The sequence below is a fragment of the Pararoseomonas sp. SCSIO 73927 genome (assembly GCF_037040815.1).
Lineage (GTDB): Bacteria > Pseudomonadota > Alphaproteobacteria > Acetobacterales > Acetobacteraceae > Roseomonas.
This window is the reverse complement of the sequence record NZ_CP146232.1, coordinates 4,198,285-4,224,616: the sequence shown is the minus strand read 5'-3', so window position 1 is coordinate 4,224,616 and position 26,332 is coordinate 4,198,285. Positions and strand designations below refer to the sequence as shown.

General features: G+C 69.4%; 22 protein-coding genes and 1 tRNA gene. 4 read left to right on the top strand and 19 right to left on the bottom strand.

The annotated features are described in order from the left end of the window. Positions 1-19 precede the first annotated feature (19 nt). From VQH23_RS19895 to VQH23_RS19845, 11 genes are all read right to left on the bottom strand, one after another. Positions 20-172, bottom strand: a complete 153-nt coding sequence (locus VQH23_RS19895; RefSeq protein WP_218014888.1) for a hypothetical protein — start codon at positions 170-172, stop codon at positions 20-22. Continuing rightward, complete coding sequence (locus VQH23_RS19890; protein ID WP_099095802.1) at positions 169-2,706, bottom strand: heavy metal translocating P-type ATPase; 2,538 nt, start codon at positions 2,704-2,706, stop codon at positions 169-171. The genes VQH23_RS19895 and VQH23_RS19890 overlap by 4 nt, the downstream gene beginning before the upstream one ends. A gap of 217 nt (positions 2,707-2,923) precedes the next feature. Beyond that, positions 2,924-3,070: a hypothetical protein gene (locus VQH23_RS19885; protein WP_245870310.1), complete on the bottom strand. Its 147-nt coding sequence runs from the start codon at positions 3,068-3,070 to the stop codon at positions 2,924-2,926. After that, positions 3,067-3,606 (bottom strand): transporter, encoded by a 540-nt coding sequence (locus VQH23_RS19880; protein ID WP_245870308.1) that lies wholly within the window; start codon positions 3,604-3,606, stop codon positions 3,067-3,069. Before VQH23_RS19880 ends, VQH23_RS19885 begins: the two co-directional genes overlap by 4 nt. Positions 3,607-3,964: 358 nt before the next feature. Beyond that, entirely contained in the window at positions 3,965-5,221 is a 1,257-nt protein-coding gene (locus tag VQH23_RS19875; RefSeq protein ID WP_099095801.1) for a site-specific integrase, read from the bottom strand. Positions 5,222-5,515: 294 nt separating this feature from the next. Further along, positions 5,516-7,111, bottom strand: a complete 1,596-nt coding sequence (guaA, locus tag VQH23_RS19870; protein ID WP_338662457.1) for a glutamine-hydrolyzing GMP synthase — start codon at positions 7,109-7,111, stop codon at positions 5,516-5,518. Positions 7,112-7,141: 30 nt separating this feature from the next. Next, entirely contained in the window at positions 7,142-7,708 is a 567-nt protein-coding gene (locus tag VQH23_RS19865) for a GNAT family N-acetyltransferase (protein WP_338662456.1), read from the bottom strand. An 11-nt stretch (positions 7,709-7,719) separates the two neighbouring features. Further along, positions 7,720-9,027, bottom strand: a complete 1,308-nt coding sequence (locus VQH23_RS19860; RefSeq protein ID WP_338662455.1) for an RsmB/NOP family class I SAM-dependent RNA methyltransferase — start codon at positions 9,025-9,027, stop codon at positions 7,720-7,722. Positions 9,028-9,088: 61 nt separating this feature from the next. Beyond that, a complete protein-coding gene (gene guaB / locus VQH23_RS19855; RefSeq protein ID WP_338662454.1) occupies positions 9,089-10,585 on the bottom strand; it encodes an IMP dehydrogenase in 1,497 nt (498 codons plus the stop codon). Between the two features lie 144 nt (positions 10,586-10,729). Next, positions 10,730-11,434 (bottom strand): RlmE family RNA methyltransferase, encoded by a 705-nt coding sequence (locus tag VQH23_RS19850; protein ID WP_338662453.1) that lies wholly within the window; start codon positions 11,432-11,434, stop codon positions 10,730-10,732. A 22-nt stretch (positions 11,435-11,456) separates the two neighbouring features. Next, positions 11,457-12,536: a Ppx/GppA phosphatase family protein gene (locus VQH23_RS19845; protein ID WP_338662452.1), complete on the bottom strand. Its 1,080-nt coding sequence runs from the start codon at positions 12,534-12,536 to the stop codon at positions 11,457-11,459. A 122-nt stretch (positions 12,537-12,658) separates the two neighbouring features. On the opposite strand from VQH23_RS19845, the gene VQH23_RS19840 reads away from it, so the two are divergent. Together VQH23_RS19840 and VQH23_RS19835 are read left to right on the top strand one after the other, a co-directional pair. Beyond that, positions 12,659-12,732, top strand: a tRNA-Gln gene (locus VQH23_RS19840). A 296-nt stretch (positions 12,733-13,028) separates the two neighbouring features. Then, positions 13,029-14,948: a tyrosine-type recombinase/integrase gene (locus VQH23_RS19835; protein WP_338662451.1), complete on the top strand. Its 1,920-nt coding sequence runs from the start codon at positions 13,029-13,031 to the stop codon at positions 14,946-14,948. A 187-nt stretch (positions 14,949-15,135) separates the two neighbouring features. On the opposite strand, the gene VQH23_RS19830 is transcribed toward VQH23_RS19835, so the two are convergent. The 7 genes from VQH23_RS19830 to VQH23_RS19800 form a co-directional block, all read right to left on the bottom strand. Next, positions 15,136-15,822, bottom strand: coding sequence for a cupin domain-containing protein (locus tag VQH23_RS19830; protein ID WP_338662450.1), 687 nt, complete (start codon positions 15,820-15,822; stop codon positions 15,136-15,138). Then, on the bottom strand, positions 15,806-16,849 hold the full coding sequence (locus VQH23_RS19825) for an alcohol dehydrogenase (RefSeq protein ID WP_338662449.1): 1,044 nt from the start codon (positions 16,847-16,849) through the stop codon (positions 15,806-15,808). The genes VQH23_RS19830 and VQH23_RS19825 overlap by 17 nt, the downstream gene beginning before the upstream one ends. A gap of 61 nt (positions 16,850-16,910) precedes the next feature. Further along, a complete protein-coding gene (locus VQH23_RS19820) occupies positions 16,911-18,095 on the bottom strand; it encodes a MalY/PatB family protein (protein WP_338662448.1) in 1,185 nt (394 codons plus the stop codon). A gap of 179 nt (positions 18,096-18,274) precedes the next feature. Further along, positions 18,275-19,282 (bottom strand): tripartite tricarboxylate transporter substrate binding protein, encoded by a 1,008-nt coding sequence (locus tag VQH23_RS19815; protein WP_338662447.1) that lies wholly within the window; start codon positions 19,280-19,282, stop codon positions 18,275-18,277. 139 nt (positions 19,283-19,421) lie between these two features. Beyond that, positions 19,422-20,564: an FAD-dependent oxidoreductase gene (locus VQH23_RS19810; protein WP_338662446.1), complete on the bottom strand. Its 1,143-nt coding sequence runs from the start codon at positions 20,562-20,564 to the stop codon at positions 19,422-19,424. Positions 20,565-20,620: 56 nt separating this feature from the next. After that, the gene (locus VQH23_RS19805) at positions 20,621-21,847 is read right to left on the bottom strand and encodes an MFS transporter (protein ID WP_338662445.1); all 1,227 of its coding nucleotides are present in this window, start codon (positions 21,845-21,847) and stop codon (positions 20,621-20,623) included. Between the two features lie 8 nt (positions 21,848-21,855). Further along, a complete protein-coding gene (locus tag VQH23_RS19800; protein ID WP_338662444.1) occupies positions 21,856-23,175 on the bottom strand; it encodes a tetratricopeptide repeat protein in 1,320 nt (439 codons plus the stop codon). A gap of 173 nt (positions 23,176-23,348) precedes the next feature. Here VQH23_RS19800 and VQH23_RS19795 point away from each other — a divergent pair, with 173 nt between their 5' ends. Then, on the top strand, positions 23,349-24,176 hold the full coding sequence (locus VQH23_RS19795; RefSeq protein ID WP_338662443.1) for a helix-turn-helix transcriptional regulator: 828 nt from the start codon (positions 23,349-23,351) through the stop codon (positions 24,174-24,176). Between the two features lie 226 nt (positions 24,177-24,402). After that, positions 24,403-25,368 carry a tripartite tricarboxylate transporter substrate binding protein gene (locus tag VQH23_RS19790; RefSeq protein ID WP_338662442.1) on the top strand — a complete coding sequence of 322 codons (966 nt, stop codon included), beginning with the start codon at positions 24,403-24,405 and terminating at the stop codon, positions 25,366-25,368. Here the strand turns inward: VQH23_RS19790 and VQH23_RS19785 are convergent. Beyond that, complete coding sequence (locus VQH23_RS19785; RefSeq protein WP_338662441.1) at positions 25,343-26,311, bottom strand: GntR family transcriptional regulator; 969 nt, start codon at positions 26,309-26,311, stop codon at positions 25,343-25,345. The two genes, VQH23_RS19790 and VQH23_RS19785, sit on opposite strands and share 26 nt — an antisense overlap. Between the last annotated feature and the right edge of the window lie 21 nt (positions 26,312-26,332).

Sequence of the window (26,332 nt, the reverse complement as noted above, 5' to 3'; positions counted from 1 at the left end):
ATGACGACTCCGAAACGACTTAGCGGGCGAACTGCGGCCAGTTGCCACCCGAGATCACCGCGACATCGATCTCGGCCAGCAGGGATGCGAGCGTCGCCGCCATCTCGGCCGACACGGGCTGCTCGCTCTCACCCAGCGTCCCGTCGAGGTCAAATACGGTCAGCCATTTCACGCCGCGCCGGTCCGATCCTTGAAAGCGAGCAGGCGAAGCGCGTTGAAGACAACGAGCAGCGTCGAACCTTCGTGCATCGCCACCGCCGGGCCGATGCCGAGTCCGAGAATGGTGGCCGGCACGAGGAACGCCACGACGCCAAGGCTGACGAACACATTCTGCCGGATGATGCCGCGGGTGTGGCGGCTCAAGCCCACAGCGAACGGCAGATGCGCGAGATCGTCGGCCATCAACGCGACGTCTGCTGTCTCCAGGGCCACATCCGAGCCAGCGGCACCCATTGCAATACCGACCGTTGCCGACGCCATCGCAGGGGCGTCGTTGACGCCGTCGCCGACCATCGCGACCTTGTCCTCGCCGGCGAGTTTCTTGATCGCGGCGACCTTGTCTTCCGGCATCAGATCGCCCCATGCCTCGTCGAGACCGACCTCGCGGGCGATGGCGTCGGCGACCTTCTGGTTATCGCCGGAGATCATGATCATGCGAGTTATGCCCATGTCGCGCAGGCGCCTGAGGGCGACCTTGGCTGCCTCGCGGGGCGTGTCCATCAGGCCGATCGCGCCGATGTCGCGGTCGCCCTTGCGGACAACCATTGTCGTGCGGCCGCCTTCGCGAAGCTGGGCGATGGCATCGGTTGCGGCGGCGTTCAGCGACGGGATGCCCTCCACGCCGAACATCTCTGCCTTGCCGATCCACACCGTTTCGCCGTCGACAGTCGCGGTGACGCCGCGTCCGGTAAGGCTCTTGACGTCGATTGCGACAGGCAGTTCTCGTCCACCCAGGCGTTCGCGACCGTCCTTGACGATGGCCTGCGCCAGCGGGTGATCGCTCAGGGCTTCGACGGCGACGGCGAGCGTCAACAAATCCGCCTCGCTCGCGCCGTCGACCGGGACGACATCAGTGATGCGTGGACGCCCTTCCGTCAGCGTACCGGTCTTGTCGAACGCGATCGCCTTCAGAGAGCCAAGATTCTCGAGCGGCGCGCCGCCTTTGACCAGTACCCCGCCGCGTGCGGCCCGCGCGACCCCTGATAGAACCGCGCTGGGGGTGGCGATGGCCAGTGCACAAGGGCTGGCGGCAACCAGCACCGCCATCGCCCGGTAGAAGCTGTCGCGGAACGGCTCGTCGACGACGACCCAGGCAAACAGCAGGATAAACGACAGCGCCAGCACCACCGGCACGAAGATGCGCTCGAACCGATCGGTGAACCGCTGGGTCGGGGATTTCTGCGTCTCCGCTTCGCTCACCATCTTCACGACCTTGGCGAGCGCGCTTTCGTTGGAGCGCCGTGTCACTTCGATTTCAATCGCGCCGCCGCCGTTGATCGTCCCAGCAAAAATCCGTGACGCGGCGTCAACGGCATCGGGCTTCGCGCGCGCCGTCTCGACATCTGCGACGGGTTCCTTGTCGACCGGGATGCTCTCGCCGGTGACTGGGGCCTGGTTGATCGCGCTCGACCCCTTGATGAGGAAGCCGTCAGCGGGCAGGCGCTCGTTCGGTCGCACGATCACGACGTCGCCGACCACCAGCTCTTCGACGGGGATTTCCGAGGTCTGCCCTCCACGGCGCACCGTCGCCTTGTCGGGCGCGAGCTCGGCCAGCGCCTCGATCGCGCGCTTGGCGCGACCCATCGCATAATGCTCGAGCGCATGGCCGAGGCTGAACAGAAACAGCAGTAGCGCGCCTTCCGCAAAGGCGCCGAGCGCCGCGGCACCGGCGGCCGCGACGAGCATCAGCGTGTCGATCTCGAATTTCTTGAGCTTCAGATTGTCGATCGCCTCGCGCAGCGTGAAGAAGCCACCGAACACATAGGCACCCACATAGAAGGCGGTCGGCAGCCAGTCGGGGGCACCCGCAACCAGCTTTTCGATCGCGAAGCCGATCGCCAGCAGCGCGCCGCAGGCGAGCGCGAAGATCAGCTCCGTATTGGGGCCAAGGAAATTGGCATGGGCGTGATCGTGGCCATCGCCCAGTCCGTGCTTTTCCGCGCCTTCGGCATGGCCGCCAGGCCCGTGATCGTGGCCGGCATGGTCGCCGGCGCCGTGATCGTGTCCAGCATGACCACCGGCCTGATTGGAGCCCGTCCGCTTGCCCGGTTTGACCTTGAGCTTGCCCAGCGCCGCGACGATCGCTGCCTCGTCGACTAGTTCCTTGTCATATTCGACGCGAACGCTGCCCGAGGCGCTGGCATCGGCCTGCAGCACGCCGGGCATCTGGCACAGGGTCTCGCCGACGGTGCGGGCGCGGCGTTCGTGGCCGATTCCTTCGACCTGCCATGTCGCATGACCGTATCGCCCGCTAATCTCGGCGCCTGCCGCCCGCACCATGTCGCGCACGCGTGACAGCGGCAGCGCTTCGCCGTCGAAATGGATGCACAGCTTTGCCGGCGTATCGCCATCGGCGGCCAGAACGTGCGCGCGCTCAACGCCGGGCTTGGCGCTCAATGTCGAAACGAGGCGGCCGACACAGGCGTCGGCCGCGTCGGGAACCTCGGGCAGCAAGACGGGAATATCCAGTTCGAACTTGTCGGTCATCACGCTGTCTCCGCCCTAGAGGGCGTCGCGTTCTGATTGCACCAGAACGGACGCTCTATGTACTTGTCTTTCCGCATAGTTTTCGAGTCTGGTGGTTCCACCAGGTCGAAACATGCTCCGATCTTGGTTTCAGCCCGCGCATCGACCAAGACGCTGTTGCTGCCCGCGATCCGGAGCGTACGCCGCTCGGCGGCAACCTTTGCCTCCGGCTGAGCCGTCATGCCATGATTTCCTCAAGCAGGAGAATCGCCAGGAAGCCGACGAAGAACATCGCGGAGATAAGCGGCGAGTCCGGCTTCTCGTGCGCCTCGACCAGCAGTTCTTCGGTGACAAGGTAGAGCAACGCCATCAGGCCGAAGCTCAAGAACCCGGTGATCCATATGGCGGCAGTAATGCCACCGGCTGCGCGATCAGCGCACCCATCGGCACCAGCAGCGCCAACGCGCAAGTCAGGCCGATCGCCTTCGCCTTGGGATACCGGCCCGCCAGATCGATGGTAAGGGTCAGGGCCAGGAACAACACTTCCAAGGTCAGCGCGACGGCCAACAATATTCCCGCCCTCTCGCCGGCGATGAAGGCAAGGCCGAGGACCAGGCCGTCAATCGCCAGATCGAGACCGATCGCAGCAAGCAGCGCCACCGGACCCTGCCATCGGCTTTCCGCCGCCTTCAGGCCGAGCATCACTGCAACGCCCAGCGCCCCGCCGATCACCGTCGCCATCGGAGAACCGCCGTGCATCACTTGGGGCAGGATCTCCGTCGCAGCGGCAGCGAACACCACGCCCGCCGCCAGATGCTGCACGACCGCGACCTGTTTCTCGCCGGGCGTGCGCCACGCCGCGAGAAGCGCACCAATCATGATCGCAAACATGGGGATCAAGGAGAACTTGAGCGCGGCCACCGTCAGAGCCCTTTCATTCCGAGGCATTCGATCATCATTTCGCTTCCTTCCGGTACAGGAGCGGCGCCTTGACCGCCTCCCCGATTTTGATTTCGTCGATAGTGAAAGTCGCGCTCATCGCGTCGCCGACAAGTTACAGCCCAAGTGCGGGCGCCGCTTGGACAATCGGCACCGCCCTTCATAGCAGAGTCATCTATCAAATATAGAGCAGCGCGGCGAATTCCACGCCGCTTCGCGCTGTCACCGCGCTGCATCGTCTGGGATCTCGCCGAAGTCCACGCCTGGTTGCTGGCGCGGCGCGCGAAGCCGATCCATCGCGCACAGCATCCCGACGTCACCAAGCGCAAGCCCCACCCGGTCAAAGGGCAGGATCGAGCGCGATAGACGGCATGACTGTCGGCAGCAGCGTCGGAACATACTTCCGCCCCTCGACCCAGGCATCGACGGTGTCGGCCCATTCCTGCATCATGTGGCGACGCTGAACCTCGTATTCGGCCTTGTTGTAGACGCCGCGTGATGAACGCCCGTCCTCGTGCGCCAGGCACTTTTCGATCCAGTCGCGGTTGAAGCCCAACTCATTGAGCAGCGTCGAACCAGTGCGACGCAGGTCATGCACGGTGAACGGCTCCAGCGGCAGCCCCTCCTTCTTGGCCTGTTCGACGACCGCGTAGGTGACCCGGTTGAAGGTCGCCCGCGACATCGGCGCATCCGCATCGTAGCGGGACGGCAGCAGATACCGGGAATTACCGGCGCAGGTCTTGAGCGCGATCATGATGTCGAGGGTCTGCCGGCACAGGTAGACATTGTGCGGCTTCGATCGCTTCATGCGCTCCTTCGGGATCGTCCAGACGGCGTTTTCGAAATCGACCTCATCCCAGACCGCGTCCTGCAGTTCGCTCTTCCGGACCATGGTGAGGAGGTAGAGCTTCATGCCGAGGCGAATCGTCGGCAGCGTCGCGACATGCTCGAGCTGCTTGAGCATGATGCGGATCTCAGTCGGCGAAAGCGCCCGGTCCTTGGGCGTGAATGTGGCGATCGACGCCGGGCCGACGTCATCGGCCGGGTTTGCGACCTTCTCGCCGTGGAGAATGGCGAAGCCGTAGATCTGCTTCAGGATGTCCCGCACATGGATGGCCGTCGCGGGCGCGCCCCGTTCCACGATCTTGGCGCAGTGGGCGCGCAGGTCATCAGGCGTGATCTCGGTCAGCAAACGGTTCCGCCAGACGGGCATGAGTTCACGCTCGAATATGGCGCGGCGCATAGCGCGCGTGCTGTCCGCCATGGGCGCGCGCGTCAGCCACTTCTCGCCGAACTCGCCGAAGCTCTTGGCCTCCTTGATCCGGCGCTTCTCCCGCTGCTTCTCGATGGCGGGGGACCGCCCCTCGGCAATCATGCGTTTCGCGTCCAGGCACAATTCGCGAGCTCGGGCGAGCGAGATCCCATCTCGGGCGTACTTGCCAAGATGGACGGTCTCCCGCCTGCCGTTCAGCCGGTAGTCGAGCCTGAACGAGATGCCGCCTGTCGGCGCGACACGCACATACATGCCGTCACGATCGGTCACCTTGTACATTTTGGCTTTTGGTTTCAGGCACTTGAGTGCCGCATCCGTCAACATTCTGGGCCTCCTCGCGGAAAAGTACCGTCACGCGGTATTTGGAGGCTTTTGACGGGAATATCTGTTTATGGTCAGCGTGTTAGGCTGAAAAAAGTACCGTCATTAGCCTCAATCGCTATGACGGTACTTTCGATTTTCCCGATGATCAACGGGGGCAGGGTCCGTCAGCGGGCACGACAGACGCGTTTGATGCCCACCGATAGCTCTCGATAGGTCTCGGATGAAATACTTTTGTTTTTCAGGTGGTTACGTCGTATTCTGGCGTAGTTTCGGATAGCCTCGGATGGGCAAAAATTATTCCCACTCGATCGTGCCGGGCGGCTTGCTCGTCACGTCGTAGGCCACGCGGTTGATGCCCCGCACCTCGTTGACGATGCGGTTGCAGACGCGGGTGAGGAAGGCGATCTCGAAGGGGTACACGTCGGCCGTCATGCCGTCCGTGCTCGTCACGGCGCGGAGCGCGCAGGCTTGGTCGTAGGTGCGGCCATCGCCCATCACGCCCACGGTGCGCACGGGCAGCAGCACGGCGAAGGCCTGCCAGATGGCGTCGTAGAGGCCGGCCGCGCGGATCTCCTCCAGGAAGATGGCGTCGGCCTTCTGCAGGATCCCCACCTTCTCCCGCGTCACCTCGCCGGGGATGCGGATGGCCAGGCCCGGTCCCGGGAAGGGGTGGCGGCCGACGATCACCTCGGGCATGCCGAGCTCGCGGCCCAGAGCCCGGACCTCGTCCTTGAACAGCTCGCGCAGCGGCTCCACCAGGCGCATCCGCATGCCCTCGGGCAGGCCGCCCACATTGTGGTGGGACTTGATGGTGACGGAGGGGCCGCCGGTGGCGGAGACGCTCTCGATCACGTCCGGGTAGAGGGTGCCCTGGGCCAGGAAGTCGGCGCCGCCGATCTTCGCCTGCTCCTCCTCGAACACCTCGATGAACAGGCGCCCGATCGTCTTACGCTTCACCTCGGGGTCGGTCACGCCGGCGAGGGCGCCGAGGAAGAGGTCGCTCGCATCCCGGTGGACGAGCTTGATGTTGAAGCGGTCCCGGAAGGTGGAGAGGACCTGCTCCGTCTCACCGCCCCGCATCAGCCCGTGATCGACGTAGATGCAGGTCAGCTGGTCGCCGATCGCCTCGTGCAGCAGCACGGCGGCCACGGAGGAATCCACGCCGCCGGAGAGGCCGCAGATCACGCGGCCCTTCCCCACCTTGGCGCGGATGCGCTCGATCTCCTCGGCGCGGAAAGCGCCCATGGTCCAGTCGCCGGTCGCGCCGCAGATGCGCCGGACGAAGTTCTTCAGCAGGGCGTGGCCGTGCGGGGTGTGGACCACCTCCGGGTGGAACTGCACGCCGTAGAAGTGGCGGCTGTCATCCGCGATGGCGGCGAAAGGCGCCCCTTCGGAGACCGCGACGGCGCGGAATCCCGGCGGCAGGGCGGTCACGCGGTCGCCATGGCTCATCCAGACCTGCTCGCGGGAGCCCTTCTCCCAGACGCCATGGAACAGGTCGCAATCCTCGGCCACCTCCACATGCGCCCGGCCGAACTCGCGATGGTCGCTGCCCTCCACGCTGCCGCCGAGCTGGGCGCACATGGTCTGCTGGCCGTAACAGATTCCGAGGACCGGCAACCCCATCTCGAACACCGCCTGCGGGGCACGCGGGCTAGCGCCCTCCGTCACGCTCGCCGGGCCGCCGGAGAGGACGATGCCCATCGGATCGAACCCGCGGATCCGGGCCTCGTCGGCGGTGAAGGGCCAGACCTCGCAATAGACGCCCTCCTCGCGCAGGCGGCGCGCGATGAGCTGCGTGACCTGGCTGCCGAAGTCGAGGATCAGGATGCGCTGGTGGCGCTCGCTGCCCGGCTGGTTGGCGTAAGGAGCGGGATTCGTATCGGCCATGGCGGCCAACACCATAAAACGCGGGCGGCTTCAACCCTCGCCGCGCGCATCCCGCTCCCGCGTCGCGGCCGTGGCATCCAGCAGCAGGTCGATCGGGTCCCAGAGGAGGGCCGTCTGCTCCACGGCGCGCCCCCCGACGGGTATCCTCTCCTTCCCGACCGGACGGGCGCCGAGGCGGCGGTAGAACCAGCCCGCCGCGTTCTCCGACAGGACCCAGAGCATGGCCGAGCCGCAGCCGATGGCAGAGAGATGGGCGGCGGAGGCGCGCATGAGCCGGCGCCCAATCCCCTGTTCCCGCCAGTCCGGCAGGATGTAGAGGGTTTCCACCTCGCCCTCCGCGATGCCGGCCCGCCGGGCACGGCCGGCGGAGGCGAAGCCCACGGGCTGGCCATCCCCGGCGCAGGCCACGAAGACCGCCTCTCCTCCCCGCCTCGCCAGCATGGCGCGGAGATAGCCGGCGGCGATGCGGCGCTCATCAAGCCCGATCAGGTAGGCGTCGGGCAGGATGCCGGGATAGGCGTCCTGCCAGGCCTCGCGGTGGATGGCCCCGATGGCCGGGGCATCCTCCGGCCGGGCCCGCCTGACCTGCAGCACCATGCCGCCGGCCGTCAGGCGCGGCGTCGCAGCACGGCGGCGAAGAAGCCGTCCGTGCCGTGGCTGTGCGGGGCGAGGGCCATGTGCGCCCCCTCCCCCGGCGGCGGGGTCGTCATGCCGGCATCGGCCCAGGCCTCGGCCAGGGGCACGGCAGAGAAGTCAGAATGGTGGTCGAGGAAGTCGCGCACCTGCTCTTCATCCTCCCCAGGGAGCACGGAGCAGGTAGCGTAGACGAGCTTTCCGCCGGGGCGCACCAGCGACGCGGCGCGATCGAGGATGGCGCGCTGTTTCGTGATGAGCTCCGCGTAATCCTCTTCCGTGGTCCGCAGCCGCGCGTCCGGGTTGCGGCGCCAGGTCCCGGTCCCCGTGCAGGGCGCATCCACCAGGACCCGGTCGAAGGCGCCGGCACGGCGCTTCACCCAGCGGTCGCCGCTCTCCAGCAGGTGGGTTTCCGCGTTGTCCACCCCGGCGCGGCGCAGCCTCTTGGTCGCGCCGGCCAGGCGGGGGACGGAGACGTCCAGCGCCGCGATCCGCCCACGGTTGCCCATGGTGGCGGCCATAGCGAGGGTCTTCCCGGCGGCGCCGGCGCAGTAATCGGCCACTTTCATCCCCGGCCGGGCATCGGCGAGCAGGGCAATCAGCTGGCTGCCCTCGTCCTGGATCTCCACCAGCCCCTCCTCAAAGGCGCGGGTGGCCAGGATCGGGCGGCGGTCCGGCACGCGCAGACCCCAAGGAGAGAACCGGGTGGGTTCGGTCGGAATGCCCTCCGCGGCCAGGGCCGCCGCCGCGGCCTCGCGGGAGGTGCGGAGAAGGTTCACGCGCAGGTCGAGCGGCGCCGAGCCCTCCAGCCCGGCCGCGGCCGCTGGCAGCTCCTCCCCGAACCGGGCCTTCAGGCCGGGCAGGGCCCATTCCGGCAGGTTGAGGCGCGTCGCCTCGTCCATCTTCGGGTGCAGGAGGGGCTGGCCCTCCAGCTTGGCCAGGTAGCGCCGCTCCTCCGGGGTGAGCGGCCTCTCGGCGTACTGGGCGCCGTTGAAGGCCGCCTCCACCCCGGCCAGCCCGCCCCCCTCCACCAGCAGGAGGTAGGCGGCCATGAGGAGGCGGCCGGTCGGCGCGGCACCGGTGCGGTCCACGTGCCAGTCCAGCCGCGCCCTCTCCCGCACCACGCCCCAGGCGCGGTCCGCGATGGCACGGCGGTCCCCGCCGCCGATGAAGCGGCGGGCGCGGAAGAAGTCGTTGGCCACCGCGTCGGCGGGGCGGCGGGGGGCGGATTCCAGCGCGTCCAGCAGGGCGATGGCGGCGGAGATGCGGGCGAGCGGGGTCATGTCTGCACAGATAGGGGTGCGCCGCCGGAATTGCGGCGCACCGGTCCCTTGATGCCGGCCGTCAGCCTTCCTGGCGGTAGTTCGGGGCTTCCCGCGTGATCGCCACGTCGTGCACGTGGCTCTCCCGCAGGCCGGCGCCGGTGATGCGGCGGAAGCGGCAATTGGACTGCATCTCGCCGATCGTGGCGTTGCCCGTGTAGCCCATGGCGGATTTCAGCCCGCCGACGAGCTGGTGGATCACGGCGCCGACCGGGCCCTTGTAGCCGATCCGGCCCTCGATCCCCTCCGGCACCAGCTTCAGGCTGTCCTGAACGTCGGCCTGGAAGTAGCGGTCGGCCGAGCCGCGGGCCATGGCGCCGAGGCTGCCCATGCCGCGGTAGGACTTGTAGGAGCGTCCCTGGTAGAGGAACACCTCGCCCGGCGCCTCGTCGGTCCCGGCGAACAGGCTGCCCATCATCACGCAGTCGGCGCCCGCCGCAATCGCCTTGGCGATGTCGCCGGAGGTGCGGATGCCGCCATCGGCGATGGCCGGAACCCCCCGCTCCTTCGCCGCCGCGGCACACTCCATCACCGCCGTCAGCTGCGGCACGCCCACGCCCGCGACGATCCGGGTGGTGCAGATGGAGCCCGGGCCGATGCCGATCTTCACGCCATCCGCCCCGGCCTCGATCAGCGCCTCCACCGCCTCCGGCGTTGCCACGTTGCCGGCGATGATCTGCACGGAGTTGGAGAGGCGCTTGATCGTCTCCACGGATTTCAGCACGCCCGCGGAGTGGCCATGGGCGGTGTCCACCACGATGATGTCCGCCTCGGCGGCCACCAGCGCCTCGGCCCGGCGGCGGCCATCCTCGCCCGTGCCGGTGGCGGCGGCCACGCGCAGGCGGCCCATGGCATCCTTTACGGCGCTCGGGTTGGCCTGGGCCTTGTCCATGTCCTTCACGGTGATGAGGCCGACGCAGCGCCCCTTCTCGTCCACCACCAGCAGCTTCTCGATCCGGTGCTTGTGCAGCAGGGCGCGGGCGCGGTCCGGGGTGACCTCGTTGGGGACCGTGACGAGGTTCTCCCGCGTCATCAGCTCATAGACGCGCTGGCTCGGATCGGTGGCGAAGCGCACGTCGCGGGAGGTAACGATGCCGACCAGGCGCCCCGTCTCCGGCTCCACCACAGGGATGCCGGAAATCCGGTGCTGCTCCTGCAAGGCGCGGACATCGGCCAGGGTCTGGTCGGGGTGGATGGTGACGGGGTTCACCACCATGCCGCTCTCGAACTTCTTCACCCGGCGGACCTGGGCGGCCTGGTCCTCGATCGACAGGTTCTTGTGGATCACCCCGATCCCGCCGGCCTGGGCCATGGCGATGGCCATGGGCCCTTCCGTGACCGTGTCCATCGCCGCGGCGACGAGGGGGATGTTGAGGGCGATCTCCCGCGTGATGCGGGTGCGGGTATCGGCCTGGCCGGGGAGGACGGAGGAGTAGCCGGGGACGAGAAGGACGTCGTCGAAAGCGTAGGCCTCCTCGAAACGGGCGAGGAAGCGTGGCGGGGTGCTGTCGGGTGCCATGAGCGGGGGCCTCTCGGGACGGGGCGGCGCTGCCTTGGCGATCCCTCCTACGCTTCCCCGGCCCCGCGCCGCAAGGCTGGGCTCATGACGACTGCGAGACGCTGCCCCTCCCGCGCAGGGGGAAGTCAGCCGTCCCTTCCTGCCCTATTCCCTTTCGGGTTTGGCCGCAGCGCCGCTCGCCCGGAAGCCCTGGGCCACCACGTACATCTCCGCGCTGCCCTTGCGGCTGGCCGGGGGCTTGGCGTGGCGGACCGTGGCGTAGTCCCGCTTCAGCGCTGCCAGCAGCTCCCGCTCCGTCCCGCCCTGAAACGCCTTGGCTACGAAGGCGCCGCCCGGGGTGAGGACCCTGCGCGCGAAATCGGCCGCCAGTTCCACCAGGGCCAGGATGCGCAGGTGGTCGGTGGCGTTGTGGCCGGTGGTATTGGGCGCGATGTCAGAAATCACCAGGTCGGCGGTGCCGTCTAACGCGTCCAGCACGGCCTGCTCGGCAGATTCCTCGTTGAAGTCACCCTGCAGGACGATCGCGCCGGGAACCGGGTCCATGGGCAGGATGTCGAGGGCCACGACCTTGCCCCTCTCCCCCACCCGCTTCACGGCCACCTGGGTCCAGCCGCCCGGCGCGGCGCCGAGGTCCACCACCCGCTGTGCCGGGCGGAAGAGCTTGAACCGTTCATCCAGCTCGATGATCTTGAAGGCGGCGCGGGAGCGCCAGCCCGCGGCCTTGGCGGCCTTCACATAGGGGTCGTTCAGCTGCCGCTGGAGCCAGAGCTGGCTGGCGGTGCTGCGGCCCTTGGCGGTGCGCAGGCGGGTGGACAGGCTACGCTCGCCCGTCCCACGGGATTCGGTCACGGATGGGTCCTCGGATGGGCGTTCAGGCGCCGCGGCGGGGCTTGCGGCGTTCCCGCATCGCCCGCAGCAGCAACCCTTCGCGCAGGCCACGGTCGCAGACGGTGATGCCGGCGGCGGGCCAGACCTGGCGGATGGCAGCGTAGATGGCGCATCCCGGAAGGACGAAATCAACCCGTTCCGGCCCGATGCAGGGATGCGCGGCCAGGCCTTCACGGCCCATGCTCCGCAGCGCCTGCAGCGCGCGGTCGGCGCAGGCCATCCCCAGCTCGTGCCCGTCCACCGCCGCGCGGCTGTAGCGGGGCAGGTCCAGCGCGATCCCGGCGAGGGTGGTGACGGTGCCGGAGGTGCCCATCAGCCGCACCCCGCCGGCCCGCATCTCCTGCCGGATGCGGTGGACGGAATCGAAGGCCTCGAACTTCGCCGCCACCTCGTCCACCACCCGCTCGAACCCCGCCCCGCCGAAGCAGGCGGCACCGTCCCGCTCCACCAGCGTCACAACGCCGAGCGGGACGGAGATGGTGCCGATCAGCCGGGGGCTGGCGAGCTCGTCCGTGCGGATCCAGGCGATCTCAGTGGAGCCTCCGCCGATGTCGAAGAGAAGGGCGCGCCGGTCCTCCGGGCGGAAGAGGGGGGAGCAGGATTCCATCGCCAGCTCCGCCTCCTCCCGCGCGGGGATGACGCGAATGGGGGCGCCCAGCGCCCGCTCCGCCCGGCGCATGAAGCCAGGGCCGTTGGTGGCGCGGCGGCAGGCCTCCGTCGCCACCGCATGCACGGCCTGGACCGGGCGGCGGGCCAGCTTCTGCCCGCAGGCCTCCAGCGCCGCCTCCGCCCGGTCCATCGCGGCGTCCGAGAGGGCGCCGGTGGAGCTCAGCCCCTCGCCCAGGCGGATAATGCGGCTGAAGCTGTCCAGCACGCGGAAGCCGCCCGGGCCGGAGGGGCTGGCCACGAGCAGGCGGCAATTGTTGGTGCCGAGATCGAGCGCGGCGAAGAGGGGCGCCCCGTTGCCGGGGCGGACCGTCCCGCCGGGGGCGGGGATGGGCGGCGCCGGGGGTCCCTCCCCCCGCCTGCCACCCGGCGGCTGGGAAGCGTTCCGGATCTGCATGGCACTGATATTTCGATGATCCGCCTGCAGATGGGGTGGGGCAAGCCCTTATTCCACTCTCCGGGGCGATCACCGGCTTGCGGGGCCGGGCCGGCCGGGCTATAGGGCGCGCCGCCTGCCGTTGGGGAATAGTTTAACGGTAGAACTCCCGACTCTGACTCGGGCAGTCTTGGTTCGAATCCAGGTTCCCCAGCCAACCCTTCCGAGGGGTCTGGCAGATCAACGGCATAGCCCCGGATATCCAGCACCGTCGACGCCAACCGGGCCTTTTGGCCGGGTGTCGCACATGGGTGTCACACAAAGCTGTCACACCACGGTGCCCCCAGCCATCCGGTCCTGACTGGGGAACCGATGAGGCACGCCGCCCACCTCCGGCGGAGGGGCAACCTGTGGTACTGGCGTAGGCGCCTGCCGGGGGCAGGCCGCGGACGCTGCATCGACCTCTCCCTCGACGTGGAGGGCCGCGCGTCCGCGAGACGCCTGGGGGCTCTCATGGACGCCGCGTTCGAGCAGCTGACGAACCGGGAGACCGGGTCTACGACACCTCCGGTCAGCGAGGCGGCTGTGATGCGGGCCGTGCGGGACGAGGTCCTGCGCCGTTCCGCCGCAGCCCGGCGTCAGCGCGGGCCTGACCCAGTGCAGCCGGCTCGGGGCCCCATGCCGCAAGCTGACCTGCCGGACGCCGCTGCCGGGCCCCTCGCCGCCTTCCTGGCGGAAGTCGGCGACACCGACGAGCGAGTGCTGGTCCCGGCCGAGCTGGCCACGGCCATGCTGGCGGCCCTCCCTCCCCTCCCCGCACCCACCGCCCTCCCCTCCCGGACCGCCGCGGCCCGGGAACGCGCCTTCGCGACGCTGGGGCGTGCGGCTTTTCTTCGGGGCGAGCTGGCGTCCAACAACCTCGACACAGTCGAGCCGCTGCTCCGCACTGCGCTTGACAATGCCGGCTTTGCCTCTGGCAACGCATCAGACCCGCTGCTGCTCGAAATCGCGATGCGGGCGGCGATGGAGGGTTACCGCGCTGAGGCCAGCGGGATGATGGCTTCCAGGGCGGCTCCCGCCGCGGTCGTCCAAACAGCATCAGGTCCTACGACCTCTAGTCCACAGGTGGCACCTACGCCTGCGGTGCCGCGTGTGGAGACCCCGCTGCGGTCAGTGGCGGCAGCGGCAACTTTGCTCTCCCCCGACACGGCAATCTCCGTCGCCTTCACGGCGTTCCGGAAGGCCAAGAAGGTCGATCGGGCCTGGCAGGCCAGCGCCGAACGGGACGCCGAAACCACGATCCGGATGTTCACCGAGTTTTTCGGCGACCTTCCTCTCCGCGAGGTCACCCGCGAACTGCTTCGGCAGTTCCGGAGCAACCTGTCCGAGATCTGCTCCGATTGGGGGCAGGCCGCCGATTACGCAGATCCCAGCGACCCCAGAGGAAACCGCCGGGTCGCCGCCAGCGAAGTGCTTCGCGTCTCACGCGGGCGGCCGCCAACGGTCAAACGCCTCTCCACGAAGACCATCAACAAGAACACCAGCGCACTGAGCGGGCTGTGGAAGTGGGCCGAGGCCGAGGCGGGCTGCGAAGGCCTGCCCAACCCGACGCAGGGCATGCAGAAGAAGCTCAAGGGGGCGGACCGTCGGCGCGCCGCCAAGAATGCCCGGGAGGCCTTCCGGGTGTCCGAGATCCAGCAGGTCTTCACCTCGGTCGCATGGAACTCCTGGAGCCCGCTCCACGACGGGTCTGGATCCGCCCTTCGCCCGACAGGACAGGCGTCCCGGTACTTCGGCCTTCTCCTCGGCGCCTACATGGGCATGCGGGAGCGCGAGATCGTCCAGTTGCGAGTCGGGGATGTTGAGGTGCTCGATGACGGGCTCGTCCTCATCCACGTCCGCCCACTCGCCGACGCTGACTATGCCGCGGAGATCGGGATCAGCAGGCATCGCCGGGCCGAAACCGAAAACACGCTCAAGACCCTCGCTGCGGACCGCGTCGTGCCGGTCCACCCGGTCGTTCTCGGCCGGGGCTTCCTTCAATACCTGCGGCTTCGTGGCGGGGCTGGTGGTGACTTCCTTTTCCTCGACATCACCTCGACCGAGAAGGGCGCGCGCAATCTCTCGCGGTCGTTCCTCGAGCTTCGCCGGGAGTTGGGGATCGTTCGGCCGAAGCTGGACTTCCACTCTCTCCGGCACTCGGCCCGGACAATGCTCGCCGGCTTGCAGGCCAGCCGGGACGACCTCGACCTGATCTTCGGCCACGAGAACGCATCCGACCGCGAGCACGTGCGGGAGGTCTACCAGAAGGGCAACTGGCACCGTCCTCTGGCCGAGACGCTGGCGCGTCTCACCTATGGCGTTGCGCCGTTCGGGGAGGAGGTGGGTGTGGTCGAGCAGATGCGGCGGGATGGCTTTGTGCTCTGCCGCTGACGGTTATGAGGGTCTGACCTAGCGGGGTTGGTGGTTGGGCGCGCCCTGGGGGCGCGCTTCCTGATCACACGCCCCCGTGGTCGGCTGTGCCTGGGGAAAGGACGACCGCGAACTGGCTGGTTCGCGCCCAATCCGGCAGTTCGGTGGGCCGCAGTGACATCCCGAAAGCAGCCATTTCCCTGATCGCCTAGACGGGCATCGCTATCGCTATGACGTCCGGATGCAGCAAAGCGGCGCTCTTCAGCCACACCGTCGCGCCAGCCGGGCCGACCTCGGCCTGCAGGTCGGTTCCGGCCGGAAGCCTGCCCCAACCGAGGCTTCCCATGCTCTCGCCATTGCCGGTGAGCGCGCCCGAAACGACCAGGAACTCCAGGCCGCGCGGGTTTGCGACCGTGACCTGTTTTCCTACGCTCCACGCCTCGATCCGCACGTCCTCATGCCCGTCGTTGAACAGGACCTTCGCGGAGACGGCGCCAGGACGAGGGTCGACCGGCTGCCCCTGGCCTGGCTGGCGCACGACCTGCGTCTGGTCGCCCTGGCGGTACTGCCACAGCCGGACGAAGATCACGCAGCCATCCTTCGACGCAGGGATGTGCGATGTCCCGGGCGGGTTGCGGAAGTAGCTCCCTGCCGGATAGTCGCCGTGCTCGTCCTGGAAGGTGCCGTCCAGCACCAGGATCTCCTCCCCACCGGAGTGGGTGTGCCGGGGAAAGGCGCTGCCGGGAGCGTAGCGCACGATGGAGGTGGCGCGGGCGATCTCGCCGCCGACGCGGAACAGCATGCGCCGGTCCACCCCAGCCGCTGGACTGGGCACCCATGCTTGGTCCGCCGCGTGCACGATCACCGGCCGGGTCAGATCATCGTTGAGACGCATCGCCCAAACCTTCCATGGTGAGAACCATCCGGAACTTCACGTCGCCGGACTTCATCCGCTGATAGGCCTCGGAGACCCGCTCCAGCGGCATGGTCTCGATCTGCGGCCGCACGCCCGCCAGCACGCTGAAGTCCAGCGTCCTCTCGTTCTCGTAGGGCGTGCCGGTGATCGAGCCGAGCACGCTCCGCTCGCCGACGACGAGGTGCCCGGCTGACACGGGCAGCGGGTCCTTGCCCGCGCCCAGCAGGACCAGGCGGCCGCGCGGCGCGAGACCGGCCATCAACGAGGACACGGCCACCGCGTTGCCGATCGTGGTCAGGATGGCCTTGGCGCCGCCCAGGGACTTCAGCCTGGCCGCCGCGTCCTCCTGGCGTGTGTCGACATAGAGGTGGGCGCCCAGCCGCAGAGCATCCTCCGCGATGTCCGGCCCGCGCCCGACCGCCACCACCCGGAAGCCCATCCGCCGGGCGTATTGCAGGGCCATGTGGCCGAGGCCGCCGATGCCCAGCACCGCCACCAGGTCGCCCGCCTCGGCGCCGGACTTCTTCAGCGCGTTGAAGGTGGCGATCCCGGCGCACAGGATGGGCGCGGCCTCCTCCGACCGCAGCTCGTCAGGGATGGCGACGAGGCCGGTAGCGCGGGCCAGCATCATCTCCGCATAGCCGCCGTCGCAGGAGGCGCCCACGAAGGGCTGGTTCTCGCAGAGCTGGAACTGCCCCTGGCGGCACTGGCCGCACTCGTTGCAATGGCCCCCCAGACGTCCGACACCGACCCGCTGGCCGAGCTTCCAGATGGAAGGCGTTCCCTCGCCAAGCGCGACAAGACGGCCGACCACCTCGTGGCCGGGCACGCGTGGCGGCCGCAGCTCCGGGTTGGCCCTGTCGATGTCGGCAGCATCCGCGCCGCAGATGCCGCACGCCTCGACCTCGATCAGGACCTCGCCGGAGCCCGGCGTCGGCGTGGCGCGCTCCACCAGTTCGAGGGTGCCCGGCGTGGACACCTGCATGGCGCGAAATGTGGCTCTCAAGGGTCCGCTCCTTCGTTAGCGGGGCCAGCTGCGACAGGGACGAGCCGTCGCCTGGGCACTCTCATCGCGCGGCGACCGCCCGCTTGATGCGATGAACAGCCTCCTCGACCGTCGCCCGCGGGCAACCGAGGTTGGCGCGCATGTAGCCATGCCCCTCGAGGCCGAACTTCTGCCCCTTGTCGAGCCAGACGCGCGCCTCCGTCAGCATGAACCTGTCGAGCGCCGCCGCGTCCATGCCGAGTTGGCGGCAGTCCATCCAGGCCAGGTAGAGAGAGTCGGTCGGCAGCACTTCGATGTCGGTGTTGGAGCCCCCGAGGGCACCGGCGAAGTAGGCGTGATTGCCGCGAAGGTAGCCGAGGAGCGCCTCGAGCCAAGGCTCGCCGTGGGCGTAGGCCGCCTCGGCGGCGACCATGCCGAGGATGTTGACGTGGCCCGCGGCATTCCGCTCGTACTGGCACCTCAGCTCATCGCGCAGCCGGGAGTTCGGGACGAAGACGTTCGCGCACTGCAGGCCCGGCAGGTTGAACGTCTTGCTGGGCGCCGTGCAGGTGATGCTGTTCAGGGCGAAGTCATCACCGAGCGAGGCAAAGGGGATGTGCCTCCGGGCCGGGTTCATGATGAGGTCCTGGTGGATCTCGTCGGAGATGACGAGGATCCCGCGGCGGAGGCATATCTCGCCCATCGTCCGCAGTTCCTCCTCCGACCAGACATTGCCGGTCGGGTTGTGTGGATGGCTGAGGAGGAACAGCCTGGTGCTGGGGAGGATCGCCGCCTCGAAGACCTTCTCATCGAAGCGGTAGCGGCGCCCGGCACGAATCAGCGGCGCCAGAGCGAGGTGGCGGCCGTTCAGCAGGACGTCGCCATGGAAGTGACCGTAGACCGGGGGTTGGATCAGGACCGTGTCGCCCGGTGCGGAGAAGGCCTGGATGGCCGTCTTGAGGGTGGTGATGATGCCGGAGGTCGGCACGACCCAGTCCGGCGACACGTCCCACCCGAAGCGCTTCCCCTGCCAGCCGGTGACGGCGCCGAGGTAGGACTGCGTCGCTCCCCCGGGATAGCCGAAGACTCCTTGGCTGACGGTCGCCTGCAGCGCGTCGACGACCGGCTGAGGTGCCCTGAAATCCATATCCGCGACCCACATGGGCAACGGGTCGGCCGCGGCCTCGTCCGGCGCCAGCAGCCTGTGCGAGCAGGACCACTTCAGCGAGTTGGACGCCTTCCGGTCGAGCACCTCGTCGAAGGCCAAGGTGCCTGAAATGGGCACCTGAGGCGGGCAGTCGAGCATCATCCTGGATACCCCTCGATGACTGGGTGGTTGCTCTGGAATGGGCGGGAGGAGCTGAGGAGGGCGGGTCACCGAACGGGCCGCCGCGCCCAAGGCCGGGTCGGACACCGGCCCCTGAACTTCCCGGGACGCCGCGGCGCTCAGTCCAGCGTCGCGCCGGAGTCTTCGACGAGCCGCCTCCACAGCACGTCCTGCTCCCGCATGAAGGCGTTGAAGCCTTCCGGCCTCTCGTCCCAGGCCGGGGCGTAGCCCTGCGGCTCCATCCTCGTCCGGAAGTCGTCACTCCGTGCCACCTGCACCAGCGCGCCGTGCAGGCGCTCGATCACGGGCCTGGGCGTGCCCGCGGGAACGACCACCCCCATCCAGCTCTGCATGTCGATTCCGGCGTCCGGCAGCACCTCCCTCATGCCCGGTACGTCTTGCAGTCCCGGCACGTAGGCGATGCGCTCCGCGCTGCCCACGGCCATGGGACGGAACCGTCCCTCGCGCACGTAGGGCACCAGCTCCGGAATGGCGTCGAACATGATGTCGACGTTCCCGGCCAGCAGGTCCGAAATGGCCGGGGCGCCGCCGCGATACGGCACGTGGGTGATGTCCACCCCGGTCGCCCTGCCGATGGTCGAGACGGTGATGTGCCCCATCGTCCCCGCCCCGGACGATCCCATGGTCAGCTTGCCTGGCGCGCGCCGCGCCGCCTCGATCACGTCCCCGAAGGTCTTCCAGGGCTTGTTCGCGTTCACGACCATGAGCACGGTACCGGCGATCACGCGCGTCACGCCCGTCAGGTCGCGCAGCGGCACCAGCGGCATGGAGCGGCGGTAGAGGTGCCGGTTCGCCGCCATGAGCGAGTTCGGCCCCATCATCATTGTGTAGCCGTCCTTCTCGGACTGCGCGACGTACTCCGCGCCGACGTTGCCGCCCGCCCCGCTGCGGTTGTCCACCACCACGCTCTGCCCGAGGAGCGACTGCAGGCGCCCCGCCAGGATCCGCGCCGTCAGGTCCACCGCGCCGCCGGGCGGATAGGGCACCACGATCCGGAGCGGTCGGCTCGGCCAGTTGCCGGCCGCATTGCCTTGGGCGAGCGCCGGGAAGCCGAGAGCCGGCGAGAGGGCGGCGGTCCCCAGCAGGGCGCGACGGTTCAGGGACATGGGAACGTATCCTCCATTGGTGAGCGCCAGATCGCTCTTGCTTGTCCGGGACCGCTTGCAAATCCGGCTCGAAAATTCCGTTCTCAGGGGCAGGGGCCCCGTAATCTCTCCCGTTCGGCTGCTCCTGGGCGCCCGCGCCTCAACCTCTTTCGGCGGGCACCACGAGCCTCGCCATGACCTCGGAGACGGCCCGTTCGGCCGCGTCCACGGCACCGGCCAGGTAGCCCGGCGCGATCTCGCTCACCTCGCTTCCAGCGAGGGCGAGGCAGTCGCGCCATTGTCCGGTAATCCAGGACCGAGCCGTCGGCAGGGGATGCCCAGCGGGGCGCCGATCGTCGCCGGTTGCCGTCCAGCCGTCGGCAGCCCAGTCCTTGAGCAGGGTCCCGGAGGGCCTCCCCGCCTCCGGGCCGAAAAGCCGCGCGAGCTGGTCGAGGCAGGCCCGGGTCAGGGCGGTCACTCCGAGGACGTCGCGACGGTCCGCGGCGAGGCCGAGGAAGCCGAACAGGGCTGCCGCGCCCGACGCCGTTGTCGCGTCGTGGATCTCGGCCAGCGGTCCCGCCGTGCTCTGCACCGTGCCGGACAGCCCGGCATCGCGCCAGAACGGCCGATCGTAGAGCGCGAGGAACTTGGCGTGGGGAGCCATCCAGGTGGCCGCATCGCGCCAGCGCCGTACCACCTCCGGCGCAAGGGCCGGGGTGAATGCGACGGTCGCCTCGAGCAGGCGCGGCGGCACCGCGACAATCACCTGATCGGCCGTCAGTGCCTCCTCCCCGCCGTCACTCCGGACGACGCGCAGGGTGACCCCCGCATCGCCGAGTTCCAGGGCCGCGATTCGTGTCCCGAGCCGCAGGCTCGGCCGCGGAAGATCCCGTGCCAGGGCGCGCACGAGGGCGCCCATCCCGCCCGCGAGGCGCATGGACGCCGGGTCCTGGCGCATCCCGGGATAGCGGCGCGGCTGGCCTTGCGGATCCCGGTCGAGGAGGACGTCCCCCATGCTGTGCTGGGCGAAGCTGGGAAGGCCCAGTTCCCCGACCAGGCCCGCCAGCGCTGGCTGCATGTCCGGCCAGATCCAGGATGGACCGAGGTCGAACCCGTCCGCGGCCTCGCGGCCATCCACCCCCACCGACAGGATGCGCCCGCCCAGGCGGTCGCGGGCTTCGAGGAGCTGGAAGCCGACCCCGGCCCGGTGCAGGAGCCGTGCGGCGTGGAGCCCTGCGAGGCCGCCCCCGACGACGGCGACGGTCGCTCGCGCTCCCGGTCCCTGCCCGGGCTGGGGCGGCAAGGCAGAGGTGTCGCTGCCGCCGGGAGGCTGAGCATGAAGCATGGCCAGGACTCGCCTTACCCGGCCGCCCGGGCGGCCGGGGGCTTGGCGGTGGCGGCCAGGGCGATGAAGGCCACGGCCAGGGGGGCGAAGGAGAGCCAGAGGACCGTGTTCCACCCGTAGGAGGACAGCAGCCCGCCGGAGAGGAACGAGCCGAACGCCATGGTCCCGAAGACCGCGAAGTCGTTGAACGATTGCACCCGCGCCTTCTCCTCGGGCCGGTGGCAGTCCAGCACCATGGCCGAGGCGCCCACGAAGCCGAAGTTCCAGCCGACGCCGAGCAGCACCAGCGTCCCCCAGAAGTGCGCCACGTCCACGCCCGTGAGCCCGACCGCGGCGGAGGCGGCGGTCAGGATCAGTCCGGCCGTCACCACGCGAGGAGCCCCGAAGCGGGTGATCAACTGCCCGGTGAAGAAGCTCGGGCCGTACATGGCGATGACGTGCCACTGCAGGCCGAGGTTGGCCGCCTCCTGCGACAGACCACACATCCGCATCGCCAACGGCGCGGAGGTCATGAGGAAGTTCATGAGCAGGTAGGAGACCACCCCGCAGACCACGGCGGTGATGAAGCGCGGCTGGCGCACGATGGCGCCGAGCGGGCGGCCTCGGGCCGTCTCCGCCACGGTCGGCATGGGAAGCCGAACGCCGAGGAGGACAAGGGCGGAGATCGCGGCCACCGCGGCCTGAGCGACGAAGCTGGCCGCGAAGAGGTAGGGCAGCCACAGTTCCATGGTGTAGGTGACGAGCTGCGGGCCGATGACCCCGGCGAAGACGCCGCCCGCCATCACCGCCGACAGGGCTCGCGCGCGCCGCGCCGGCGGCGCGCAGTCTGCGGCGGCGAAGCGGAAAGAGAGCACCACGGCGGCGTAGGCCCCGCCGAAGAAGGTGCCCGCGCAGAACAGCGGGAAGGAGCCCAGCACGACGGCCAGCGCGGCGAGCAAGCCGGCGAGCACCCCGCATCCGGTTCCCGTCAGGAAGGCGGCGCGCCGACCATGCCGCTGCGCGATCATCCCCGACGGAAGGGTGCAGGCCGCCATGCCTACCACGAAGATGGAGATGGGCAGGGTGGCCAGGGCGGGGCTGGGCGCGAGCGTGTTCCCGACCACCGCGCCCGTCGCGTAGACGACCGTGGAGTTCGCGCCCGCGAGCGCCTGCGCGACCGCGAGCCGCAGGACGTTGCCCCGCTCCTGACTGGAGGCGGCCGCGGGTAGGGCGGAGGCGGTGGTGACGTTGGCTTGGGACATGGTCTCTCTCAGGCTGCCAGCAGGCCGTGCCAAGCCTTGTCGCGCGGCGATGGGCGGCGGTGGAGGCGGCGGTCCAGGAGCGCACCGGCCTTGGCGGCCTCGCCGCTCCGCATGAGGGCGAGCAGCAGCATGTCCTCCACGATCTCGCGCTGGGCGCCGCTGCCGCCGACCCGCACCACCTCGGCCGCGACCGGCTCCAGGATGCGGGCGCACCCCGCATAGTCTTCCTCCGCGAAGGCGAGTGCCGCGCGGCAGATGGCGGGCACCACGGGCCCTGCGGCCAGCGTCCCTGCCTCGATCATCTCGGTCAGCGCGGAGACGCGCCGATCAAGTCCGTCCCTGTCCCCCGTGGCCGCCGCCAGCAGCGCCATGTGGACGTCCGCGAAGGCGAATCCCGCGGCGGGGAAGGACGGCGCCGCATGGGCCGAGGCCGCCTGCCACAGCCCCTCCGGCACCGGGTGGCCGTAGGCCTGCAGCCGCCACAGGAAGGACGCGGTGTCGCTGACGACGTTCACGGCATTGCCGGTCGAGACCGAGGGCTGGACGTGCTCGCCGTAGATGGCCAGCGCCCGCTCCGCGTCCCCGTGCTCCAGCGCCGCCAGGGCGGCGTGCCAGGCGATGTGGCCGTGGAGGATGCCGGAGCGGTCGTAGGTCGGCAGCCAGGCCTGTATCAGCCGGTCGGCCTCGTCGTTCGCGCCGCCCTCGTACATGGCGTGGGAGAGTGCGTGCGCCGCGTTGGCATTCCGCGGGCGGAGGTCGAAGCCGCGCTGGGTGAGATCGCGGCCATGGGCCACGTTGCCGTTCTCCGCGTGCGACCAGCCGCGGTAGGTGAGGAACCACCAGTCGTCGGATGCGAAGTGGGCGGCATGGCGCTCGCACAGGTCCACGCGCGCCTGATCGTGGTCCGCCCGGCCGGAGAAGGCGAGCAGCCCAAAGGCCCCGAGCGGCAGCGAGAGGATGACGACGTCCCGCGGCCAAGCATCGGCGTGGGCGGACACCCGGTCGATGGCCTCCGCCGTGCGCCCGTTGATGACGAGGGAGAGGATCTCGACGTGGCTCTGCTCCCGCTCGGTGGCGCGGCGCGCCACGAGCTCGGCGGCCATCGCGATCCGGGCCTTGGCGAGAGCCCCCTCGGAGCGCATGGCGTGCGCGCGGGCACGCGCCGCATGAGCAAGGGCGAAGTCGGGGTCGGCCGCGATCGCCTCCTCCAGCACCTCGGCTGCCCCGGGCCAAGTGGAGAGCATCAGGTCGACGCCCTCCCTGTAGCGCTCGGCTGCGAGGTCGGAGGTCGTCGAGATCGGCAGTCCGCGGCTATCGAGGCGAGCCATGGTGGGTTCCTCCTCCTGAGATCGAGCGGACACCGGGTCCGGTGACGCCCCGTCGCTGTGGCCAACAAGGCCGATCAGGGCGCCATTGCACGAAGAGATATCGGATCCTGCGCTGTCCGTATCTTCACGGCCTGACAATCTGTATAGAACACCGGACAAAATGGAGCACGCCCATGCTGTGGGAAACGATCGCGGCGCCGCCCGGCTTGGCCGCTCCCCGGTCGATTACCGTCCGCGCGCAGTCCATCCCCGCGCGCCACTCCTTCCCGGAGCACGCCCATCACTGGCATCAGGTCGCCTACGCGGTCGCTGGGGTGCTGACGGTCGCCGTGGAGGGGCGCTCCTTCGTGATCTCGCCGGAGCAGGCGGTCTGGCTGCCGGCCGGTCTGTCGCACCGGGTCGGGTCGCTCCTCGGCGCGGAGTTTCGGAGCCTCTGGATTGCGGAGGAGGCCGGTGGGGGCCTGCCGGATGGTCCGACGGTGTTCAGCGTGTCGCCCTTGCTCCAGGCCCTCATCGTCGAGGCCGCTGCCGTCGAGGGACAGGACGACCCCGATGGCTATGCCGGCCGTGTGACCGATCTCATTCTCGATCAGCTCCGGCGCGCGAGGTCATTGCCAGGCGCGCTCCTTTGGCCGCGAGGAGGCCCGGCGCTGACCGTATGCGAGGCCATCTACGCGGATCCGGCCGATCCGCGCGGTCCGGATGATTGGGGAAAGGAACTGGGCATGTCCGGCCGGACCCTGGCCCGGCGCTTCGAGGCGGAGCTGGGCATGAGCCTGCGCTCCTGGCGGCGGCGCTTGCGGTTGTTCAAGGCAGTCGAGTTGCTGGGCGGCGGTCTGGGGGTGACGCAGACCGCGATGGACCTCGGCTACGGCTCGACTTCGGCCTTCATCTACGCCTTCCGGTCCGACATGGGCTGTGGCCCTCAGACCTACATGCGTGGGCGCCGACCAGACCATGGTGCTCTCTCGGTCCCTCGGGCTGGGGATGTTCAGCCCTGACCTGCACTCGATCGCCTACGACCGGCGCGGGTTGTCCCACCAGGGTCCGCTTTCCCACGTCTCATACCCGAGAGCAGCCGGGCAGCTTGCAGCCATCCACCGTTTTGATCGCCTTGTGCTCACCTCATCAGATGGCAACCAGCGGTGCTGGCATGAGATAAGTCTGCGCTGGACAACTAGACTTCTATAACAATAGAAGTCTGAAAACGTCCAGAAAGCAGCCTCGATGATCAGCCGCCGCGCCCTCCTCGCCTCCTCCCTCCTCCTTCCCGGCGGCGCGGCCCTGGCCGCCTCCCGCTTCTCCAGCCCGCCGGACCTGCGCCTCTTCATTCCGGCCGCGCCCGGTGGCGGCTGGGACGGCACGGGGCGAGCGGTCGAGAAGGTGCTCCGGGAAACGCGCGCGGCAGCCTCCATCCAGTTCGAGAACGTGCCCGGCGCGGGCGGCACGGTCGGCCTTCCCCGCTTCGTCGGGATGCGCGGGCGCCGCAACCTGCTGATGGTGAGCGGCCTGACGATGATCAGCTCCGCCACCACCAACAGGAGCCCGATCGCCGTCTCCCAGCTCACCCCCATCGCGCGCCTGATCGGGGAGGTGCATGTCCTCGTCGTCCCGGCCGAGAGCCCGATCTGCAGCCTGTCCGACTTCGTTGCGGCCTTCCGGGCGGACCCGAAGGGCATGTCGGTCGCCGGCGGCTCGGCGGGCGGGACGGACCACATGCTGCTCGGGATCCTCGCGGGCGCCCTGGGCATTCCGACGGGCCAGCTCTCCTACGTCGCCTTCTCCGGCGGCGGGCCCGCGGTCACCGCCATCATCGGCGGCCAGGTGAAGGCCGGCATCAGCAACTGGAGCGAGTTCGAGCCCCATGTGGCGAGCGGCAGGATGCGCGCCATCGCCCTCTCCGGGACGGAGCGCCTGCCGGAGGTGGAAGTGCCGACCATGCGGGAGGGTGGGCTGGATGCCGTGCTCTACAACTGGCGGGGCGTCTGGGCCCCGCCCGGCATCCCGGAGAGCCACCGCGAGGAGCTCGCCACCTTGGTCGAGGAGATGACGCGCTCCGAGGCGTGGAAGCGCGAGTGCGGGAACCGCGGCTGGCAGCAGCTCTACCTGCCGCCCGCGGAGTTCACCGCCTTCCTCAGCACGGAGACGGCCTCCATCGAGGGCGTCCTCAGGCAGCTCGGCCTTGTGGGCTGAGCGTCTGACCTTCCGGCACGGCGGAGGTCAGCCCCTCCAGCTTCAGCCGCGCATCCGCTAGCAGCCGCGCCTTGGAGGCGCGGCCCGCGTCGAGATGCTGCAACAGCAGCCCGGCGGCCCCTTCGCGGTCGGCGGCCTCCAGCCGGTCGAGGATCGCCAGGTGCTCGGCGGATTGTGCGGCCAAGCGCCCGTGGTCCAGGGCGATGACGTAGCCAACGACGCGCCGCAGCCGCGTGACGCGTAGCGCGGCATCGACAAAGAAGCGGTTGTTGGAGGCCTGGACGAGGGCGAGGTGAAAGCCCGAGTTCAGCTCGAACACCTCGCGCGGGCTCGCCACCTCGGCCCGCTTCAGCAGCTCCTGCTGCTCCCGCCGCAGCCGCGTGAGCGTCCCGGGGGGCAGGACGAAGGCAGGATCCAGCAGGGCCGCCGGCTCGATGGCGCGGCGGAAGCGGTAGGACTCGTCGTAGCTCCCCGGCCCGTCGATGAGGGACAGGAAGCGCCAGGTGCCGGAGGGGGCGCGCTCCATCCAGCCCTCGCCCATGGCCTGCAGCAGCGCGCGGTGGACCGGGCCGCGGGGCGTTTCGTAGCGGCGGACCAGGTCGGCCTCGCCCACGACGTCCGGCAGGGCCCCCGCGAGCCGGTCCGCGGCCAGGCGCCAGTAGACGCGCTCCGCCGCGTCCGCCTCGGGATCCGCGCCCCCAATCTCCACTCCCACCGCGGGCAGCTGGCGCAGGACCAGCCGTCCGTTCTCCAACCGGGACAGGACCTCCGCCTCCAGCAGGAGCTGGAGGGCGCCGCGCACGGGGGAGCGGGAGGTGCCGAGGCACCCGGCCAAGTCGTTCTCGCTCAGCAGATCGCCGGGATGGGCAGCCGAACTCCGTAGCTGGTCCACGATGGCGCGTGCAAGTTCACGGTGCAGGATGGCGGCGGGCGGGCGGGGCATGGTCAGGGCATCCTAGCCCAG

Bases quoted from the DNA above. Each gene is read 5' to 3' on its own strand.
- VQH23_RS19890 (WP_099095802.1), bottom strand. From the start codon at position 2,706: ATGACCGACAAGTTCGAACTGGATATTCCCGTCTTGCTGCCCGAGGTT.
- VQH23_RS19875 (WP_099095801.1), bottom strand. From the start codon at position 5,221: ATGTTGACGGATGCGGCACTCAAGTGCCTGAAACCAAAAGCCAAAATG.
- guaA (WP_338662457.1), bottom strand. From the start codon at position 7,111: ATGGCCGATACGAATCCCGCTCCTTACGCCAACCAGCCGGGCAGCGAG.
- VQH23_RS19865 (WP_338662456.1), bottom strand. From the start codon at position 7,708: ATGGTGCTGCAGGTCAGGCGGGCCCGGCCGGAGGATGCCCCGGCCATC.
- VQH23_RS19860 (WP_338662455.1), bottom strand. From the start codon at position 9,027: ATGACCCCGCTCGCCCGCATCTCCGCCGCCATCGCCCTGCTGGACGCG.
- guaB (WP_338662454.1), bottom strand. From the start codon at position 10,585: ATGGCACCCGACAGCACCCCGCCACGCTTCCTCGCCCGTTTCGAGGAG.
- VQH23_RS19845 (WP_338662452.1), bottom strand. From the start codon at position 12,536: ATGCAGATCCGGAACGCTTCCCAGCCGCCGGGTGGCAGGCGGGGGGAG.
- VQH23_RS19835 (WP_338662451.1), top strand. From the start codon at position 13,029: ATGGACGCCGCGTTCGAGCAGCTGACGAACCGGGAGACCGGGTCTACG.
- VQH23_RS19830 (WP_338662450.1), bottom strand. From the start codon at position 15,822: ATGCGTCTCAACGATGATCTGACCCGGCCGGTGATCGTGCACGCGGCG.
- VQH23_RS19815 (WP_338662447.1), bottom strand. From the start codon at position 19,282: ATGTCCCTGAACCGTCGCGCCCTGCTGGGGACCGCCGCCCTCTCGCCG.
- VQH23_RS19805 (WP_338662445.1), bottom strand. From the start codon at position 21,847: ATGTCCCAAGCCAACGTCACCACCGCCTCCGCCCTACCCGCGGCCGCC.
- VQH23_RS19800 (WP_338662444.1), bottom strand. From the start codon at position 23,175: ATGGCTCGCCTCGATAGCCGCGGACTGCCGATCTCGACGACCTCCGAC.
- VQH23_RS19795 (WP_338662443.1), top strand. From the start codon at position 23,349: ATGCTGTGGGAAACGATCGCGGCGCCGCCCGGCTTGGCCGCTCCCCGG.
- VQH23_RS19790 (WP_338662442.1), top strand. From the start codon at position 24,403: ATGATCAGCCGCCGCGCCCTCCTCGCCTCCTCCCTCCTCCTTCCCGGC.
- VQH23_RS19785 (WP_338662441.1), bottom strand. From the start codon at position 26,311: ATGCCCCGCCCGCCCGCCGCCATCCTGCACCGTGAACTTGCACGCGCC.